This window comes from Ruficoccus amylovorans, from assembly GCF_014230085.1.
Classification (GTDB): Bacteria; Verrucomicrobiota; Verrucomicrobiia; order Opitutales; family Cerasicoccaceae; genus Ruficoccus; species Ruficoccus amylovorans.
On record NZ_JACHVB010000035.1, the window covers coordinates 244,958 to 262,002 of the forward strand.

Sequence of the window (17,045 nt, forward strand, 5' to 3'; positions counted from 1 at the left end):
AATAGCTATTTTCAGGGAAGATGGGGCCTGCCCATTCGTATATAATAATTAATCAAAACAGGAGAATAACATGAAGAAGAACAGCAAGAAGGGTTTCACCCTCGTCGAAATTATGATCGTCGTGGTCATCATCGGCCTGCTCGCCGCTATGGCCATTCCCGCCTTCAACAAGGTGCGTGAAGAGTCGCGTATGAAGACCATTACGAACAACCTTCGCCAAGTGGCCGGTGCCGGCCAGCGCTACATCCTTGAAAACGGTGTCGAAACCGTTGAGTACGGTGATTTGGTCGCGACCTATTTCGCCACGATCAAGACCGTGGCGGGCGAAGACTACACGGCTCTCGTGGTTCGCGAAAGTGGTGGCGTCCTGACGGTAGAGATGAACAACGGTTCGCTTGTTCCCTTTACGTACTAACCGCTTGACCGCGTAAATTTCGGCCGCTCATAGTCAGATATGAGCGGCTTTTTTATTTATGGAAGAGCGTAAGAAGCTACTGCTGTTCGTTCTGGTTGGGATGGCCGCTTTCCAGTTGGGGTATTTCTCCTTCGCGGACGCGGCAGTCGTCTCGTGGTTCAGCCATGCCGGGTACTGGGTTATCGCGGTGACATTCGCAGCGTTTCTCTGGCTGGTTTACCGGGGGTACCGGACCTGCTGGCCGCAGGTTCGGGCCTACCTGGGCTCACGGGCGGGGCGGCTTGGCGTGCTGGTGGCGGTGCTTGGCACGGTGGTGCTTTTCCGCAGCGAGCCCTGGGAGTTCAAAACGATCATGGATGAGCACGTCCTCGCAGCCACGGCGATGGGGATGCACGAGACCCGGGAGGTGGACGCGGCCACGCGGATCATGTCCATTAATGCGGTCCCGACCCGGTTGCGTGGTTTTGTGGACAAGCGGCCCATTCTTCAGCCGTTTCTGGTGGCCACGGTTCACGACCTGACTGGCTTCAGGCCCTTGAACGGCGTGTACCTGAATGTGGTGTTGACGCCTTTTATGCTGTTTTTGCTCTACCTTCTGGCCGAGCGAATCGGCGGGGTTGGGGCGGCTGTCGGGGCGGTTGCACTTTTCTGCTCAACCCCCTTGCTCGGTTATATTTGTGGCGGGGGAGGGCTTCAGCCGCTGAACCTGTTCTTTATCCTTCTGACCTGCCTGCTGGGGGGGCTCTACCTGAAGGCGCCGGATCACTGGCGTCTGGGGGCATTGGTCCTCAGTGCCATCCTGCTGGCGCAGTGCCGGTATGAGTCGGTGCTGTTCATCGTGCCGGTGGGGCTGATCATATTCTGGTCCTGGTGGCAGATGCGGCGGCTCCTGGTGCCGTGGACGCTGATCCTGTGCCCGCTGCTGCTGGTCCCGGCGCTGTGGCAACACCGGGTTTTCCGTCTGGCCGGGCATATGTGGGAGATGGAAAAGGGGATGGAGCCTTTTGGCTTGCAGTACATTTACGATAATTTCGGGCGCGCGGTCGGTTTCTTTTTCGATTTCGGGTATCGCACGCCCAACTCTTGGCTGCTGGTGGCACTCGGGGCGGTGGCGCTGCTGCTGTTTGCGGTGTCGGGATTGCGGCGCTGGCGTGAGTTTCCGGAATTACCGGCGTTGACGCAGGCCGGGGTGTTTTTTGTCCCGGGCTTCCTGCTGCTCTTTATCCTGTTGCTGGGATACGGCTGGGAGTTCGACAATCCAATCATCCAGCGCTTGAGCCTGCCTTTGCATATTCCGTTGGCGGTGGCCGGAGCGTATCTGGTTTTTGGTTACTTGAAAGGGCGTACGCTGCACCGCATCGCAACGGTAGTGCTGGTGGTATATTTTCTGGGCTATGTTTTTCCGGCTACTTCGCAACGCCTTTACGGCAGGGGGTATCAGGCGTCCCATGATTTCCGGCTGGCGGACAAATTCATGCGTCAGCATGAGGGGGAGCGCATGCTCGTGGTAGCGGATAACTCCCTGTTCTTCTCGCTTTACGGGGTGGATGTTCTCGGGACCGATATGGCCAATGCCCGCAAGAAGGCCATCAAGTTTTTCCTCCAGCAGCCGAATTCCCCGCCGATCTACTATTACCGGCGTCTGGTCTATGACCCGATGATAAAGGAGTTCAAGCCCAGTTCGGCCGGTTCGCTGGATGACGATTTTGTCACCGAACAGGTGTGGGAAGAGCCCTATTCGGAGTTTCGCAAAGTCGCCTTTGTCCGCGTCTTGGATGTGAAAAATGTCGAGCCCGACAACACCGAGTACAAGGACCTGACCGAGTTTATCAAGCTGTGGGGGCGCAACCTGCCATGACAGTTGGCGATGCCTCAGATGCCGAGGCGACGCATGTCGCTTCGGTCTCCGGGTGCTCTGACCGGACTTACGGCTGGGCCTCGGTGCTGTTGTTTTTGCTGGTGGCGTTTTGGGGGCTGTATTCGCTGCCCGACTACGGCATGAGCTGGGACGAGTTTTTCCGCTGGAAAGGCGGGCAGGAAAAACTTCTCTACTACAAGGTACTCCTGAGTGGCGGCGATGCGCAGGCCGTTCTGCCGAGCAAGGACCTCTATCCCGGCTTGTTCGACCTGACGCTGGCCGCGGCCAATGAGGTGCTGCCCTTTGGCCTGCTGGCACTGGGCCACGGGTTGAGCCTGGCGCTGGGCGTGGGCGCGGTGGCAGGGGCCTGGGCGATCGGGCGTTTGCTGGGCGGAGCGCGTCTGGCCTTTTGGTGCGCGTTCTTCCTGCTCATGATTCCGCGCTTTTACGGGCATATGTTTTTCAACCCGAAGGACATTCCCTTTGCCGCGGGGATGGTCTGGTCGCTGTATTTCCTGCTGCGCTGGGGGCGCTGGCTGCCAACTCCTCGCCTGGGGGCGAGCCTGGCGCTGGGCGTGGCCATTGGCCTGACACTGGCCCTGCGGATTGGCGGGCTGGTCTTTTTCGGTTATGTGGCCGGCTACGCGGGCTTTGTCCTGTTGCGCGAACTGCTGGTCGGTCGCGTTGGCTGGCGGGCATGGATCAGGAGTGTGCTGCGCGTGGCAGTTCACGGGCTGCTGGTGGCGGTGGTGGCGTTTATCGTTCTGGTGCCGTGGTGGCCTGCGATCCACAGTAACCCGCTGGTCAAGCCTTTCCAATCGCTCGGCGCGGTCTCTCAGTATCCGTGGTCGGGATTGGTGCTTTTCCGGGGCGAGTTTATACCGGCGCCGGACTTGCCCTGGTATTATCCGCTGACATGGCTGGCGATCACGCTCCCCGACTTCCTGATTGCAGTGCTGGCGGCAGGCCTGGTCCTGGCCGCCGTGAAGTTCCGCCAGCTCGCCGGGGCGCTTTTTACCGGGCGTGGTTTTCCCTGGGTTGTCGTGGCGACGACGGTGGTTTTCCCGTTGCTGTTCGTCATCGTGCGGGACTCCGTTCTCTACGACGGGATGCGTCATCTGCTCTTTATCCTGCCGCCACTGGCCTGCCTGGGGGCTTTCGCCTGGACGCGGCTGGTCGATGTGCTGCGCTGCGGCTGGCGGATTGTGGCTGGAGTTGTGCTGGCGGTGCTTATGCTGATGCAGTTACCGGTGGTGTATCGGCTGCACCCTTACGAGTACGTTTTCTTTAACCAAGTCAGCGGTGGCGTGCAGTCCAAGGCAGGTCGCTACGAGGGCGAGTATTGGGGGACTTCCCTGCGTGAAGCCAGCCAGTGGCTGATTCAGCACGTACCGGCGGGGAACTGCCGTGTGGCGACATCGGCTCCTCCGCTCATGGCAATCCTCTATCTGCCCGAGCGCTTCCAACTGGTCAGCCCCCGCGATAACCCAGACTTTTTTATCAGCCTGACGCGCCTGAATTATGACCAGCGCATGCCGGGGGAGACGGTGCAGGTGATCGGGCGCTTGGGGATTCCCATGGCTGTGATTAAAGACCTGCGGGGCTTTTCGCCGACTGCTCCCGCGCAGGGGGAGATGCCTTCGGGCTCAGAACTCCCGCTCGAGCTTGAGAGACCTCCCGTTGAGGAGTAACGGGGCGAATTATCCGGGTGGTTTGGGAGCAATCTATCGGTATCGGTATGCGGGGGTGTGCATTGTCTTGATCCGTCAAGCGGGGGGATTCATGATCAGGTTTCAATTCATTTCACTTGTGCTGTCCCTTCGCTCCGTGCCGGACGCCTCTCCATCCGCAACACCTGATCTACCTGCTTTCGTCGCATGCCGCGTCCGCGTATCCTGATTATTGGCCCGTCGCATCCGTTTCGCGGCGGGATTGCCGCGTATTCGACGCTGCTCTACGACACGTTGAGGAAACGCACGGCAGTCGATTTCTTCGGCTATCGGCGTCAGTTCTGGAAATGGCTTTACCCGGGCCGTTCGCAATTGGAACCTGGCCGCGTGAACATGGCGCGCAAGGGAATCGAATACTGCCTGGACACTTATAACCCCTTTAGCTGGCTGCGGGCCGGGCGTCGGGCCAGAGACTACGATGCGGTAGTGTTGCCGTGGTGGGTGGTTTTCTGGGTTCCCTTTTATGCGCTGTTTCTGTGGGCGTCGCGAGGGGGAGCGGTCAGGGTGCTGCTCTGCCACAACGTGCAGGATCACGAAACCGGGCTGCTGACACGGCTGGGAGCGCGGTTTATTTTTAACCGGGCGGATGCCTTTGTGGTGCAGAGCGAGGCCGAGGCTGCCCGCCTGAGAGCGGTGCTGTCGCATCCCCATCCGGTGGCGGTGCATGGGCATCCGAGCTACGCCTTTTACAACAGCGGAGAGTGGACCCGTGAGGCCGCGCGCGAACATCTCGGCCTGGATCGGCGTGACCGCGTTGCCCTGTTTTTCGGTTACGTGCGCGGCTACAAGGGGGTGGATGTGCTCCTGCGGGCGATGGGACGTTTGAAGTCGGACAATGTCCCGCTGCGGCTGCTCGTGGTTGGGGAAATCTGGAAAGACGACCCCGTGTACCGTCAACTGGCCGATGAGCTTGGTCTTGGCGACCGGGTGGAGTTCGTGGACCGCTATGTGGGAATCGAAGAGATTGAGCCTTATTTTAAAGCCGCCGACGTGAGCGTGCTTCCCTACCGTTCGGCCACGGGCAGTGGGGTGCTCCAGCTTGCGTTTGGGATGGGGACACCCGTTGTTGCCAGCGATTTGCCTGCTTTTTCCGAGGCGATGACCGACGGGCGCGAAGGCTTACTCGTCCCTCCTGGCGATGAGGTGGCTCTCGCTGCCGCCCTGAGACGGGTGTTCGGTGACAATCTGCTCCCTGCGATGAGGGTAGAACTAGCGGCGCTGCCCCCGGATGCGAGTTGGGAAGCGCTTGCCGACAAGCTGGAGGCGCTCATCGCCGAGGCCCGTGCCACTCGCTAGAGCGGTTGCGCCCCGTGGGCTAGGCCCGTTCAATGACCTTGCCGCGGTGATCGTGGCTTTGGAAGCGGATGACAAGCTCGCCGATCACCCCCATCGAGATCAATTGGGACCCCAGAAGCATGAGCAGGATACCCAGAAAGAAAAGTGGGCGGCCCGCGATGGGCATTCCCGCGATCAGCTTCATGCAGGAGATATAGAATAGGATGAGAAAGCCGCCCGCCGCCGAGATAAGTCCGAGCCCGCCGAAGAGGTGTCCGGGCCGGTCGAGGAACCGCGTGGTAGCCAGAACCGTGAGCAGGTCGAGCATGCCTTTGATATAGCGTTTCCAGCCGTACTTGGAGACACCGTGCTCACGCGGATGATGTCGGACGGGGATCTCCGCCACGCGGAAACCCTCCGCGTGCGCCAGCACCGGCACGTAGCGGTGCAGTTCGCCGTAGAGGTTCAGGTGGGGGAGGACTTCGCGCCGGTAGGCCTTGAAACCACAGTTCATGTCGTGCAGTTGGACGCCACCGGCCCGGCAGGCCACAGCGTTGAAGAGCTTCGAGGGCAGGCGTTTTTCCAGCGGGTCCTGACGGTCTTTCTTCCACCCGCTGACGAGGTCGTAGCCCTCATCCAGTTTTTCCAGAAAGTGTGGAATCTCCTCCGGGTCGTCTTGCAAGTCCGCGTCGAGCGTGAATACGATGCGCCCGCGCGCCTCGGAAAAACCGGCGGCCAGGGCGGCGGCCTTGCCGAAATTACGCCGGAAGCGCAGGCCTCGCACATCGGGATGGGCGGTGGCCAGTTCGCAGATGGCCTGCCAGGAGTTGTCCGTGCTGCCGTCGTCCACAAAAATGATCTCGAAGCTACCCAGTCCGTGTTCCTGCACGGTAGCGGTGATTTTGACAAAAAGCGTGTTCAGCGTCTCTCCCTCGTTGAGCACGGGGATGATGAAGGAAAGGCTGGGCGTGGGCTGGGCGGCTTCCATGATGCGGTCAGGGCGACGAGTTTTGGGCGCATCATGGATGATTGCAAGACCGGCCTGAGTGATGGAGTAAGCTTTACCGGGTATTGACAGGAGGGGACGGGGAACAATTGCGTTGTCGGCGTTCCGGCAGGGCGGCAAGCTTACCCTCCATGCTCAAACTCGTCCTGCGTCACCGCTTGAAAGTCGCTCTGGTGCTGCTCGCCCTGGTGGCGGCCGTGGTGGTAGCGGTGCTCTGGGGGCCGAATGTGGGCATGGCCGACCTGCTCCGGGCCAAGGACGAGGTCTTGGGCTGGCTGCGGGATACCCCGGCGGCTGTGGTGACGGTGGCCATCGCGGTCCTGCCGTTGGCGGGCTTTCCCATCAGCCCGCTGCTGATCCTGGCCGGGCTTGCTTACGGGGGCCCGGTCGGGATGCTGATCGGCGTCGCCGGGGTGGCGCTCAACAACGCGCTGGGCTACGGCATCGCCGCCTGGCTGCGCGAACCGGTCCGGCGCTGGCTGGAAAGGCGCGGGATGCGTGTCCCGGTGGTGCAGCGCGGAGATTATGTCAAAGTCGTGCTGTTGTTCCGGTTGACGCCGGGCGTGCCCGCGTTTTTGCAGAATTATGTCCTCGGGCTGTCGGGGATTCCGTTCTGGACGTTTTTCTGGGTCTCCCTGCCTCCGCAACTGGTGACGGTGGCGGGATTTGTCCTGACCGGCGGGGCCCTTTTTGAAGGCGAATGGGGCGTGATTGTGCTCGGGGTCAGCCTGCTGATCGTTTTCGGTATTGTCGGACGGTTGATCCACAGTCACCGTAAAAAGAAAGAACTCACCGATGCCGCCGCTGACACAGACGCCCCATGACGATGCTATCCTTTCGGTGGGAGACTTTACCCGGCGGGTTAAGGAACTGCTGGAAACCAACCTGCCGCCCTGCTGGGTGCGGGGCGAGATTTCCAATCTGCGCCGCCAGCACAGCGGGCATGTTTACTTTACCCTGAAGGACGCGCAGAGCCAAGTCTCGTGCGTGCTGTTTCGGGGGGATGCCATGCGCCAGCAGGTGGACCTGCGCGACGGCCTGCAGGCCATCGTGTACGGGCAGGTCAGCGTTTACGAGCCGCGCGGCACGCACCAGCTTATCTGTCGGGTGGTGATGGACGATGGGGCCGGGCGGCTCCAACAGGAGTTCGAGCGGCTCAAGGCCAAGCTCGCCGCCGAGGGGCTCTTCGAGGCGGAGCGCAAGCGGCCCCTGCCGCCGCTGCCGCGTGCGGTCGGCTTTGTCACTTCGCCCACGGGTGCGGCTATCCGCGACTTTTTGAGCATCCTGGCCCGCCGTCAGTGGCGGGGGCGGGTGGTTGTCATCCCCGCCCAGGTGCAGGGCGCGGGCGCGGCGGCGCAGATCGTGGCCGGAATCGAGGCCGCGCAACGGCTTGACGGGCTGGACTTGCTCGTGGTCGGGCGCGGGGGCGGCAGCCTCGAAGACCTCTGGTGCTTTAACGAAGAGAGCGTGGCTCGCGCCGTTGCGGCCTGTTCGTTGCCGGTCATCTCCGCCGTCGGGCACGAGATCGATTTTACCCTGAGCGACTTTGCCGCCGACAAGCGCGCCGAGACGCCTTCCGCCGCCGCCGAGCTTATCAGCAGCGGTTATCTTGAAATCCTGGACCGGCTCGACCTGGCGCGGGACGGCTTGAGTGAGCTCGCAGCGCGGACGCTGGAACGCCTCGGCTACCGGATGCAGTCCGCCCGCGCCGGGCTGGAAAGCCACCACCCGCGCCCCCGGTTGGAACAGGCCAGCCTGCGGCTGGATGACCTCGGAAATCGCCTGCGGGCGAACCTGCGGCATCTACTCTCGGATCGCCGAAGTGTATTGGTGAAATCAATACACGGACTGGCCGCGCACACCCCGCAGGCGGTGCTGAAGCTTTCGGCCGTGCAGCTCAAGTCCGCCCGTGAGCGGATGGGGCGACAGACGCCCGCGGTGCTACGCCAAAAGCGCGAGCATTTGAAACAGCTCTGTACGCGGCTGGAAAACGCCAGCCTGCAGAAAGCGCTCGACCGGGGCTTCGCCGTGGCCCGGGACGAACGTGGCGAACTTGTTTCGGCCAAGGCGGGGCTTCTGCCCGGCCAGCGGCTCGCTCTCGATTTCAAGGACGGGGAAATCCTCGTCCGCGTCGAGGATATGTAGCGGGTTCACCGTCTTCCTTGTGCTCTGGCGGTTTCTGTTTTTAAACCACAGAGGACACAGAGAGCACAGAGAATTTAAGAGGATTAAATCTCCGTGCGCCCTGCGCGTCGTGGTATTTTAGAACCTGTTCCCAGAAAGATTGGAGCCAGAAAAACAACTCCGGGCTTATTTCTTAAATAAACCCTCTGTGCTCTCTGTGTACTCTGTGGTTAAACAAAAACTCGCACAGAGCCAAAGAGGTGAGTCACCGGATGAGACTTGAACCTTCCGGCCTACTCCTCGTCGCTGCTGCCGAGGAGCTTCCACGCGCCGAAGCCGACAGCGGCGATACCCACGACCTTGAGCATGCGCTTGCTGGTGAGTCCTCCGATCGTGCGGCTGAGCAGGCCGAAGGCGAGGGGACGCAGGAGGGGGAGCGCCTTGCGGGCTCCCCAGGCAACCGTGCCGACGGTGGCGGCACGGCGGGCCTGAGGGGCTAAAATGCGCAGATGGTATCCGGCCGCCTGCCTTTCGGCGCGGAGACGTTCTTTCAGCACACTTATTCTTTGCTCCTGGCGGCGGATACCAAACATTGCACGTCTTGTTTAAGTTCTTGCCGGGTCTCGTGGAAGGGGAGCTCGGTTTTTTGAAAAATCCGGGTGAGGAAAAATGCGCAGGCTCCGGCGGCGGCCAGATAGGCGAGCATGCAAAGCCCCAGCGCGAGTAGCCGGTAGTCCGGCGGCACGGCCCAGATCAGGCCCGCCGTGAACGCCACCCCGGCCAGCAGTAGGCTGCCGCTGCCGATCACCACCAGCATGAGGACGGTGGCGAAGCGGGCCCGCTCCAGTCGGAACTCCAGCGCGAAAAGCTCAAAGCGGGTTTCGAGCATGTGCAGGAGCGTTTCGGCCAGGGCACCGACTGATTGTAGCGACTTCATAGCGGGAAAAAGCAGGGGGGCGGTGACGGCGACGGGCGCGGTCAGTCGCGCGCCAGCCGGTCAATGACGATCCCTGCCAGCAGGGCGATGCCGAGCGATTTCCACGGGTTGTCCTTGATGAGCTTTTCCACGGTGTCGAGGGTTTCCTGTCCCTTCTCCTTGGCGACCTGGCCATGCTCTTTAAGCTTTTCGAGACCGTCCTTGAGCTGAGCCTGGACCTGTGCGGCCTTTTCGCTAAAAACTTCCTGCGAGGTTTCGGCGGCGTCCGTGGTGAGCAGCTTCGCGTCTTCGATCAAGGTCTTGAGGTCCGACACGAGCTTGTCGCGGTCATCGGCCAGGGTACGTTCGGAGTCCTTGGTAGCTGTTTTCGTGGGCATGGTTATATCCGTTTCTAATTTAGGTTGGTGAGAGGTCGTTTGGAAAAATCAGTATGTTGATGCAGCATCGCTGCCGATTGGAGTTGGCGGCTTTTATAAAACAGTCAGTTCCCGCGGGAACATGTGCGGAGATGAGATAGCGGGCGGTCGTAGGCAGCGTTCGCAGACATTGATAACTAGTATAGGCACGGTTAGGGAGACTGTCAAGGCGAGTGCCCAATCGCCGGAATAAAGCGAAGATCGCCTGGCCATACAGCCCGTTGGAGGGGTTTTTGCGGACATGCAGAAAAAAACTCCCGGCTTGCGGGCCGGGAGTTTTTTAGAAAAAGCGGGCGGGCTGCCTCACAGTTCGACGGCCTTGCCGCTGGCGGCGGAAGCGTAAACGGCATCGATGATTTTCATCAGCTTGAGCGCCTGGTCCGGGGTGTTGATCGGCTCTTCCTTCCCCTCGATGGCGAGCACGAAGTTCTGCGCCGAGCGGATACGGCCCATGTCCTCGCATGCGGAGGTGACGATGGAGCGGTTGACGGCGTTACCGTGTTCCTGCACGTAGAGTTCGCAGGTGTCGATGGCGGTCGCGTCGATCCCGTCCGAGCCGAAGAGGCGTTCGATCTTGCCTCCGGCCTGGGTCCCCTGGAAGGTGACCGAGACCTCTTCGCGCTTGACCATCTCGGCCCACGAGACCTGGAGGGTGAGTACCTGGCCGGTCTTGAACGTGACCATCCCGTGGGCGGCGGCTTCGACATCGTTGACCACGCCTTCGCGGTCGGGGATGCCCCAGGGGCCTTTGAAGCCCTTGTCGTTGATGAAGTCGTCAAAGGTGCGGGCGAGCACGACGGCAGGCTCGGGGAAGTCCATGAAGTACAGCGCCAGGTCGATCATGTGCAGCAGGTCGATGAGCGGGCCGCCGCCGGAGAGGGCGCGTTGGGTGAACCAACCGCCAAAGCCGGGGATGCCGGTACGGCGCACCCACTTGGCCTGGGCGGAGTTGATGCGGCCCACGGTGCCGTCGCCGATGTACCCGCGCAGCGCGAAGGACTCGGGCCGGGCGCGGTTGTTGAAGTTGAACATGAGCCGCTTGCCCGCCTTGTCAGCGGCGGCGATCATCTGCCCGACCTCACCGGCGTTGAGCGCGGGGGGCTTTTCGCAAAAAACGTGCTTGCCCGCCTCCAGCATCTGGATGGCCAGCGGGGCGTGGAATTTGTTGGGGACGATGACGGCCACACCCTCAATACCGGGGCAGGCTGCGAGCATCGCTTCGGGCGAACCGTAGGCGGCGGGGATGCCCCACTTGTCAGCAGCGGCCTTGGCGGCGGCTTCGTTCAGGTCCGCGATGGCGACGATCTCAGCGCCCGCCGCGCGAAAACCCGCGGCGTGGTACTGGAGCATGCCACCGGCTCCGATGATTCCGATTTGTGTAGGCATAGTAATTAAATGGGTTGGAGTTGCTGGATGGGGGAGGGGCGCGCCGGCAGAAGCGGTGCCGCACCGGATAAAAAGTCCCTAGTCCGGTCGCCGGGACCGGCTCATCTTTTCAGTGTGGGTGAGGATGACGGAGGTTTGCGAAATGATAAAAGCCGCTCCCAGCGCGATCAAGGCGTAGTCTTTTCTGGTTTCCCGGTAGGCTTGGAGTTGGCTGAGGGGAAAGTTTGCTGCCTTTTCGTAGATAGGGGCGTTCAGGTACTCCACAACAGTGGGATGCTGCCGGTTGGCCGCGAAGACCGCGCAGGCGTAGAGCACGAGCCAAAGCCCGGCCCAGGCGGCCAGCGATTGCAACATGATTTTGACCGTGTTCACTTCTTGACGGCTTTCTTGGCAGGGGTGCGGTTTTTGCTGTCGAAGGCGGCGTCGAAGGCCAGGCCGGAGGGCTTGAAGTCGATGCGTTTGACGAATTCGCAGGATTCCTTCGCGCCGTGGAAGCGGTCCATGCGGATGTCTTCCCACTCGACCGAGAGCGGGCCTTCGTAGCCGATGTCGTTGAGGGCGACGATGATTTCCTCGAAGTTGATGTCCCCGTGGCCGAGGGAGCGGAAGTCCCAGTAGCGGCGCGGGTCGCCGAACTCGGTGTGCCCGCCGAAAACACCGACGGTGCCGTCGCCGTGGCCCCACCAGGCGTCCTTCATGTGGACATGGTAGATGCGGTCCTTGAAGCGGCGGATGAACTTCACGTAGTCCACACCCTGATAGCCGAGGTGGGAGGGGTCGTAGTTAAAGCCGAAGGTCTCGCGGTTACCGAGGGCGTCCAGGGCGCGTTCGGCGCTGGCGATATCGAAGGCGATTTCGGTCGGGTGTACCTCCAGGGCGAATTTGACCTTGCACTTGTCGAACTCGTCCAGAATCGGGTTCCACATCTCGGCGAAGTACTTGAAGCCCTCGTCGATCATGCGCGGCGTGACCGGGGGAAAGGAGTAGAGCAGGTGCCAGATGGAGGAGCCGACGAAGCCGTTGACCACGGACACGCCCATGTTGCGGGCGGCGCGGGCGGTGGCTTTCATCGTGCTGACGGCCCACTCGCGCTTTTTCTCGGAGTTGCCGGCGCACTTGGCGGGGGCGAAGCCGTCGGTGCGGGCGTCGTCATTGGGGTCGCACACGAGCTGCCCGGCCAGGTGGTTGGAGATGGCGAAGCAGTCGAGCTTGTTGCGCTTGAGCATGGCGCGCTTCTGGGCGCAGTACTTTTTGTCCTTGGAGGCCTTGAGGACATCAAAGTGGTCGCCCCAGCAGGCCAGTTCCAGGCCGTTGTAGCCCATCTCGCCGGCGGCCTTGGCGAGCTTGGTCAGTGGAAGGTCGGCCCATTGGCCGGTGAAGAGGGTGACGGGTCGGGACATGCGCTAAGCTCCTGGTTGTACTGTTGGAAATCTATGGCCCGGGTCGTGTCTTCAAATGATCTCACGTCAGCCGTAATGTGAAGTCACGCTCCAAGGGGGACAATCGAGACTGCTTTTGTGCAACAAAGGCCGGGGGGATGGCAAACGATTTTGCGGGCCAAGTGTATCGAATTACTCGGAGAATATCGAATTTCTCGGATGAGGAGGCAGAGATTTAACCCGGAACGCGCTGTGACGATAGCCAAGGTAGGGAGAGTTGACGGTTGCCATTGCTGGAAGCTTAGCCATGAGTCAACTCTCTCACTCCTGACATGACGCCCGAATCCAAGAAGCGTTTCACCTGGACCCTCGCCGTGCTGGCCTTGGGGGTGGTGGTGGCCGCGCTCGCTGCCCGGCCGCTGATGCGTGCCTATCGGGAGCACAATGCCCGGCAGGATGTCGCACAGGCGCGTGTCTTCCTCGGTGAAAAGGACTACGAGGCTGCGCTGGAGGCGGCCCATCGGGCCTATGTGGCGGACCCGCTCAACCCCGATGTGGTGCGCACGGTGGCGATGATTTATAACGACATCGACCCGGTCAAGGCCGAGGAATTCTGGGCTGAGGCCTTTGAACTCTCCGGCGATAACAATGACTTGGGCAACTGGGTCTCCGCCGCCCTCAAGGCCGGAGACTTTGAGACGGCCCGCGAGCAACTGGAGGTGATGAAGGCGCGCGGGCTGGAGGACTCGGCCTGGCTTTTTTACAACGGACAGGTGCTTCTGCACGATCAGGACGTGAACGGTGCGCTGGTCGAGGCGCGCAAAGCGCTTGCCCTGAAGCCGACCGACGAGCGCGTGCATTTTTTCTTTGTCCGGCTGACTCAGCTCTCGCCGGATGAGGCCCTGCGCAAGGAGGGGATGGACTACCTCTGGCGGCTGGCCCGGCAGCGGGATACGCTCGGCCTTCGGGCCTTGCGCAATCTGGCCGAGTACACGACCAACACGGATGCCGAGCGGCTGGAAATCATTCGCCTGCTCAAGGAGCATCCTCAGGTCACACGCGAGGATCGCCTGCTCGCACTGCGCCTGGGGTACCAGCTCCCCGGGGCCAACGCCGAAGCGAATCTGGAGCAGGCCGAGCGCTTTTTCGACTTGAGTAGCCCGCTCGACCTCGTGGAACTGGGCCGCTGGCTCAACCTCCAGGGCCGTTATGAGCAGACGCTTGCGCTGATCCCCTCCGATATGGCCTTCGCCCGCAAGGACTTGTTTCTGGTCAGGCTCGATGCGCTGGCCCAGCTCGGGCGCTGGGAGGAGATCGGCGAGATCATTCAGCGCCCGCACGCGCCGCTGGACGAGTTTTTGAAATTCCTTTTTCTTTCGCGGGTTTATTTCGAGACCGGAAAACTCGCCGAGGCGGAAATTACCTGGGACCGCGCAGTGTTGGAGGCCTCGCGCGAGGTGGACAAGCTCTGGTATCTGGTCAAATACGCCCGGCAGCTCAATTTCAACGCCGAGGCGATCAAGGCGCTCTGGCGTCTGGCCGATTATCCGGCGCAGAAGCGCCAGGCCTATGCGCAACTGCTCGTGCTCTACCAACTGGGACACGACACCGCTGGCATGCTGCGCGTGCTCGACCGGATGCTGGTCAGCTATCCGGATAATTTCTCCGTGCTCAATGACTGGGCCTACATTAATCTCCTGCGCAACCAGCGGGTGCCGGAGGCCTTACGGGCCGCCCAGCGGGTCCTGCGCGAGAGCACCCAGCCGTTTCTGGCTCATTACGTGACGCTCGCGCTGGCTTATTACCGGACAGGGGATTTTAAGCAGGCGCTCGACACGCTCCAACCGCTCCAGATCAACTGGGCCGAGGCCCCGGCCAAGTGGCGGGTGGTTTTCGCCGCTATCCTCCGGGCCAACGGACGATTCTCCGACGCCGCGCTCATGCTTTCCGGCGTTCATGCCGAAGACCTGTTACCGGAGGAACTGGCACTTGTACGGGCGGGTGGATCGGCGTCTTGAATGGCGTCATTTTTTGCACATGGGTATTCTATATATGTACGGATCGTAGGTGTTTTTTTAAGGGAGGCAATGGGAGGTATGGTTTTTATCCTGTTGGTTTACAGGTTTTAATGAATTAGATTGAGCCCTATCGGGCGCGGTTGGCATGCCTCGGGCAAAGAGATAGGCATGGAAAGCTTATCTTGGATTAACAGCCCGGTCGAAGGGTTGCTGGTGGGAACGCTGGTGGTGTTCGTCATTGTCTGGCTGCCACTCATGGCCTATGCCTGGGGTGGCAACGTCTTGCGGCTGGGGCTGCTCTGGAGTATCCGGCGGGTGTACCGGGTGCGGGCGCGCGGACTGGAAAATCTCCCCGTCGAGGGCGGGGCGTTGCTGGTCTGTAATCATGTCAGCTACGTGGATGCGCTGGTGTTGGCGGCGGTCTCGCCCCGGCCCATCCGCTTCCTCAGCGCCGATTATCTCCAGCGCAAGCCGCTGCTGGGGGCCTTCTTGCGGTGGGCGAAGGTCATTCCGGTCTCGCCGGAACGCTCGAAGGAAGCCATCCGCACGGCCTCGGAGTGCCTGCGCCGGGGCGAAGTGGTGGGCATCTTTCCGGAAGGACGCCTGAGCCGCGACGGGCGCGTGAACGCGTTTAAGTCCGGTTTCGAGCTGATCGCCCGCCGGGGAGGAGCACCGGTGGTGCCGGTCAACCTCGGGGGACTGTGGGGGTCGATTTTCAGCTTTGCAGGCGGGCGATTTTTCTGGAAACTCCCCCGTAAAATCCCCTATCCCGTCCATATCACGATGGGTTTACCCACCGATCCGCGCACAATGACAGCAGACCAAGCCCGACAGACCGTCCTTGACCTCGGCGTTGACGCCTACGAACAGAAGCCCGAACTTCAGGAGCACCTGGCGTGGCGCTCGCTGCTGGGCCTCAAGGCCAACCTCGACAAGGAACTTATCGTGGACCGGGCGCAGGGGCGTCGCGGCTTCAAGGGCGGGGTCGTGCTCGCGCTCGCGCTCGGGCTGGCCAAGCGCCTGCGCCGCGAGTGCCACGAGGAGCGCATCGGGCTGGTGCTGCCTCCCGGCGCGGCTGGGGTCGTGGGCAACCTCGCCGTGGTCCTGGCGGGCAAGACGCCCGTCAACCTGAACTTCACGCTCGGGCGCGAAGCGGTCACAGCCTGCATTGAGCGGGCCGGGATCAAGACCATCATGACCGTCGGCCCGATCAAGGAAAAGATCGACGAGAAATGCCCCGGCTTCCCGTGGACGGAGAAGCAGATCGACGTGAAGGACGCGCTTCAGGGCATGTCCAAGCTCGGGATCGCCCTGCGCCTGGCCGCCGCGAAGCTCCTCCCCGCGGGCTTGCTGGCCACTCTCTTCGGCGTCCCGCGCAAAGGCGGGCGGGCCGAGGCGGCCATCCTCTTTACCAGCGGGAGCGACGGTGCGCCCAAGGGTGTCGTCCTCTCGCACCGTAACCTGATTGCCAACTGCGTGCAAATCTCGCTCTGCCGCGCCCTGCCGATCAACGAGACCATGCTGGCCAACCTGCCCATCTTCCACAGCTTCGGGTTCACGGTCACGGTCTGGGTGCCGCTGCTGTACGGCTTGCGCACGGTTTACACGCCCACGCCGCTGGACTTCAAGCTGGCGGCCCGCGCCATCCGCGAGGAGAAGTGCGGCATCCTGCTGGGGACGCCGACTTTCTTCCGCCCTTACCTGAAGCGGGTGGACGCCGCCGACCTGGCCTCGCTCAAGCTCGCCATCGCCGGGGCCGAGAAGACCCCGAAGGGCTTTCATCAGGCTTGGGAAGAGCGCTTCCCGAAGTGCTTTTACCTGGAGGGCTACGGCTTGACCGAGACCACGCCCGTGGTCGGTGTGAACGAGCCGGACATCCTCTCCGACAACCCCGACGACTGCGTGATCGGCACGCGTTCGGGCTCTATCGGGCGACTCTTCCCCGGGATGGCGGTGCGTATCCGCAGCCTGGAGACGGACGAGCTTCAGCCTTTGAATCAGACCGGGATCGTGGAGTTCAAGGGGCCGAACGTCTTCGAGGGCTACCTCGACGAGCCGGAGAAAACCGCCAGCGTCCTGCGCGAGGGGTGGCTGACCACCGGCGACCTCGGGCGCGTGGACCAGGACGGGTTCCTTTACATCGAGGGGCGCATCTCGCGCTTCTCCAAGATCGGCGGCGAAATGGTGCCCCACGGCACGGTCGAGACTGCTGTGGCCCGCGCCCTCGGGGTTGACGACAGCGAGATCCCGCTCATCGCGGTCTCTGCCCGCCAAGACCCGGCCAAGGGTGAGGCGCTCGTGCTGCTGGCCGCCATCGACATCGACCGCGAAGCCCTGGCCCGCAGTCTGGCCGAAGCCGGCCTGGCCAATCTCTGGATCCCCCGCGAAGTGCGCCGGGTGGAGGAGATTCCCACCCTCGGCTCGGGCAAGCTCGACATCAAGGCCCTCAAGGACCTCGCCAACACGAAAGTTTGAGCCGCGACAGTAGCCGCGCTTCGGCC

15 protein-coding genes are annotated in these 17,045 nt (G+C 62.0%); 8 read left to right on the forward strand and 7 right to left on the reverse strand.

The genetic code is table 11. The annotated features are described in order from the left end of the window. Nucleotides 1–70: 70 nt before the first annotated feature. The 4 genes from H5P28_RS12705 (at nucleotide 71) to H5P28_RS12720 (ending at nucleotide 5,299) form a co-directional block, all read left to right on the forward strand. Entirely contained in the window at nucleotides 71–415 is a 345-nt protein-coding gene (locus tag H5P28_RS12705) for a type IV pilin protein (RefSeq protein ID WP_185676083.1), read from the forward strand. Nucleotides 416–473: 58 nt separating this feature from the next. After that, nucleotides 474–2,273: a glycosyltransferase family 39 protein gene (locus H5P28_RS12710; RefSeq protein ID WP_185676084.1), complete on the forward strand. Its 1,800-nt coding sequence runs from the start codon at nucleotides 474–476 to the stop codon at nucleotides 2,271–2,273. Next, nucleotides 2,270–3,964 (forward strand): hypothetical protein, encoded by a 1,695-nt coding sequence (locus H5P28_RS12715; RefSeq protein ID WP_185676085.1) that lies wholly within the window; start codon nucleotides 2,270–2,272, stop codon nucleotides 3,962–3,964. The genes H5P28_RS12710 and H5P28_RS12715 overlap by 4 nt, the downstream gene beginning before the upstream one ends. 186 nt (nucleotides 3,965–4,150) lie before the next feature. Next, the gene (locus H5P28_RS12720; RefSeq protein ID WP_185676086.1) at nucleotides 4,151–5,299 is read left to right on the forward strand and encodes a glycosyltransferase; all 1,149 of its coding nucleotides are present in this window, start codon (nucleotides 4,151–4,153) and stop codon (nucleotides 5,297–5,299) included. 19 nt (nucleotides 5,300–5,318) lie between these two features. Here H5P28_RS12720 and H5P28_RS12725 read toward each other — a convergent pair whose 3' ends face one another. Next, a complete protein-coding gene (locus tag H5P28_RS12725; RefSeq protein WP_185676087.1) occupies nucleotides 5,319–6,266 on the reverse strand; it encodes a glycosyltransferase family 2 protein in 948 nt (315 codons plus the stop codon). Between the two features lie 149 nt (nucleotides 6,267–6,415). Here H5P28_RS12725 and H5P28_RS12730 point away from each other — a divergent pair, with 149 nt between their 5' ends. Both H5P28_RS12730 and xseA read left to right on the forward strand, forming a co-directional pair. Continuing rightward, on the forward strand, nucleotides 6,416–7,108 hold the full coding sequence (locus H5P28_RS12730; RefSeq protein ID WP_185676088.1) for a TVP38/TMEM64 family protein: 693 nt from the start codon (nucleotides 6,416–6,418) through the stop codon (nucleotides 7,106–7,108). Continuing rightward, complete coding sequence (gene xseA, locus H5P28_RS12735) at nucleotides 7,080–8,429, forward strand: exodeoxyribonuclease VII large subunit (RefSeq protein ID WP_185676089.1); 1,350 nt, start codon at nucleotides 7,080–7,082, stop codon at nucleotides 8,427–8,429. The genes H5P28_RS12730 and xseA overlap by 29 nt, the downstream gene beginning before the upstream one ends. A gap of 272 nt (nucleotides 8,430–8,701) precedes the next feature. On the opposite strand, the gene H5P28_RS12740 is transcribed toward xseA, so the two are convergent. The 6 genes from H5P28_RS12740 to H5P28_RS12765 all read right to left on the reverse strand — a co-directional run bounded on the left by H5P28_RS12740 (nucleotide 8,702) and on the right by H5P28_RS12765 (nucleotide 12,547). Continuing rightward, nucleotides 8,702–8,965 (reverse strand): hypothetical protein, encoded by a 264-nt coding sequence (locus H5P28_RS12740; protein WP_185676090.1) that lies wholly within the window; start codon nucleotides 8,963–8,965, stop codon nucleotides 8,702–8,704. A 2-nt stretch (nucleotides 8,966–8,967) separates the two neighbouring features. Beyond that, on the reverse strand, nucleotides 8,968–9,345 hold the full coding sequence (locus tag H5P28_RS12745; RefSeq protein ID WP_185676091.1) for a phage holin family protein: 378 nt from the start codon (nucleotides 9,343–9,345) through the stop codon (nucleotides 8,968–8,970). A 41-nt stretch (nucleotides 9,346–9,386) separates the two neighbouring features. Then, nucleotides 9,387–9,722: an ElaB/YgaM/YqjD family protein gene (locus tag H5P28_RS12750; protein ID WP_185676092.1), complete on the reverse strand. Its 336-nt coding sequence runs from the start codon at nucleotides 9,720–9,722 to the stop codon at nucleotides 9,387–9,389. A 342-nt stretch (nucleotides 9,723–10,064) separates the two neighbouring features. Next, complete coding sequence (locus H5P28_RS12755) at nucleotides 10,065–11,147, reverse strand: Gfo/Idh/MocA family protein (RefSeq protein WP_185676093.1); 1,083 nt, start codon at nucleotides 11,145–11,147, stop codon at nucleotides 10,065–10,067. Between the two features lie 78 nt (nucleotides 11,148–11,225). After that, complete coding sequence (locus H5P28_RS12760; RefSeq protein WP_185676094.1) at nucleotides 11,226–11,501, reverse strand: hypothetical protein; 276 nt, start codon at nucleotides 11,499–11,501, stop codon at nucleotides 11,226–11,228. A gap of 14 nt (nucleotides 11,502–11,515) precedes the next feature. Then, nucleotides 11,516–12,547: a sugar phosphate isomerase/epimerase family protein gene (locus tag H5P28_RS12765; RefSeq protein ID WP_185676095.1), complete on the reverse strand. Its 1,032-nt coding sequence runs from the start codon at nucleotides 12,545–12,547 to the stop codon at nucleotides 11,516–11,518. Nucleotides 12,548–12,858: 311 nt separating this feature from the next. Here H5P28_RS12765 and H5P28_RS12770 point away from each other — a divergent pair, with 311 nt between their 5' ends. Both H5P28_RS12770 and H5P28_RS12775 read left to right on the forward strand, forming a co-directional pair. Further along, nucleotides 12,859–14,544: a tetratricopeptide repeat protein gene (locus H5P28_RS12770; protein WP_185676096.1), complete on the forward strand. Its 1,686-nt coding sequence runs from the start codon at nucleotides 12,859–12,861 to the stop codon at nucleotides 14,542–14,544. 168 nt (nucleotides 14,545–14,712) lie between these two features. Beyond that, nucleotides 14,713–17,019 (forward strand): AMP-binding protein, encoded by a 2,307-nt coding sequence (locus H5P28_RS12775; RefSeq protein ID WP_185676097.1) that lies wholly within the window; start codon nucleotides 14,713–14,715, stop codon nucleotides 17,017–17,019. The last annotated feature ends 26 nt before the right edge of the window (nucleotides 17,020–17,045 follow it).

Excerpts from the sequence above, each read along its gene's own strand:
- H5P28_RS12745 (WP_185676091.1), bottom strand. The coding sequence starts at position 9,345 with ATGAAGTCGCTACAATCAGTCGGTGCCCTGGCCGAAACGCTCCTGCAC.
- H5P28_RS12705 (WP_185676083.1), top strand. The coding sequence starts at position 71 with ATGAAGAAGAACAGCAAGAAGGGTTTCACCCTCGTCGAAATTATGATC.
- H5P28_RS12725 (WP_185676087.1), bottom strand. The coding sequence starts at position 6,266 with ATGGAAGCCGCCCAGCCCACGCCCAGCCTTTCCTTCATCATCCCCGTG.
- H5P28_RS12770 (WP_185676096.1), top strand. The coding sequence starts at position 12,859 with ATGACGCCCGAATCCAAGAAGCGTTTCACCTGGACCCTCGCCGTGCTG.
- H5P28_RS12755 (WP_185676093.1), bottom strand. The coding sequence starts at position 11,147 with ATGCCTACACAAATCGGAATCATCGGAGCCGGTGGCATGCTCCAGTAC.
- H5P28_RS12710 (WP_185676084.1), top strand. The coding sequence starts at position 474 with ATGGAAGAGCGTAAGAAGCTACTGCTGTTCGTTCTGGTTGGGATGGCC.
- H5P28_RS12715 (WP_185676085.1), top strand. The coding sequence starts at position 2,270 with ATGACAGTTGGCGATGCCTCAGATGCCGAGGCGACGCATGTCGCTTCG.
- H5P28_RS12775 (WP_185676097.1), top strand. The coding sequence starts at position 14,713 with ATGGAAAGCTTATCTTGGATTAACAGCCCGGTCGAAGGGTTGCTGGTG.
- H5P28_RS12760 (WP_185676094.1), bottom strand. The coding sequence starts at position 11,501 with ATGTTGCAATCGCTGGCCGCCTGGGCCGGGCTTTGGCTCGTGCTCTAC.
- H5P28_RS12720 (WP_185676086.1), top strand. The coding sequence starts at position 4,151 with ATGCCGCGTCCGCGTATCCTGATTATTGGCCCGTCGCATCCGTTTCGC.
- H5P28_RS12750 (WP_185676092.1), bottom strand. The coding sequence starts at position 9,722 with ATGCCCACGAAAACAGCTACCAAGGACTCCGAACGTACCCTGGCCGAT.
- H5P28_RS12730 (WP_185676088.1), top strand. The coding sequence starts at position 6,416 with ATGCTCAAACTCGTCCTGCGTCACCGCTTGAAAGTCGCTCTGGTGCTG.
- xseA (WP_185676089.1), top strand. The coding sequence starts at position 7,080 with ATGCCGCCGCTGACACAGACGCCCCATGACGATGCTATCCTTTCGGTG.
- H5P28_RS12765 (WP_185676095.1), bottom strand. The coding sequence starts at position 12,547 with ATGTCCCGACCCGTCACCCTCTTCACCGGCCAATGGGCCGACCTTCCA.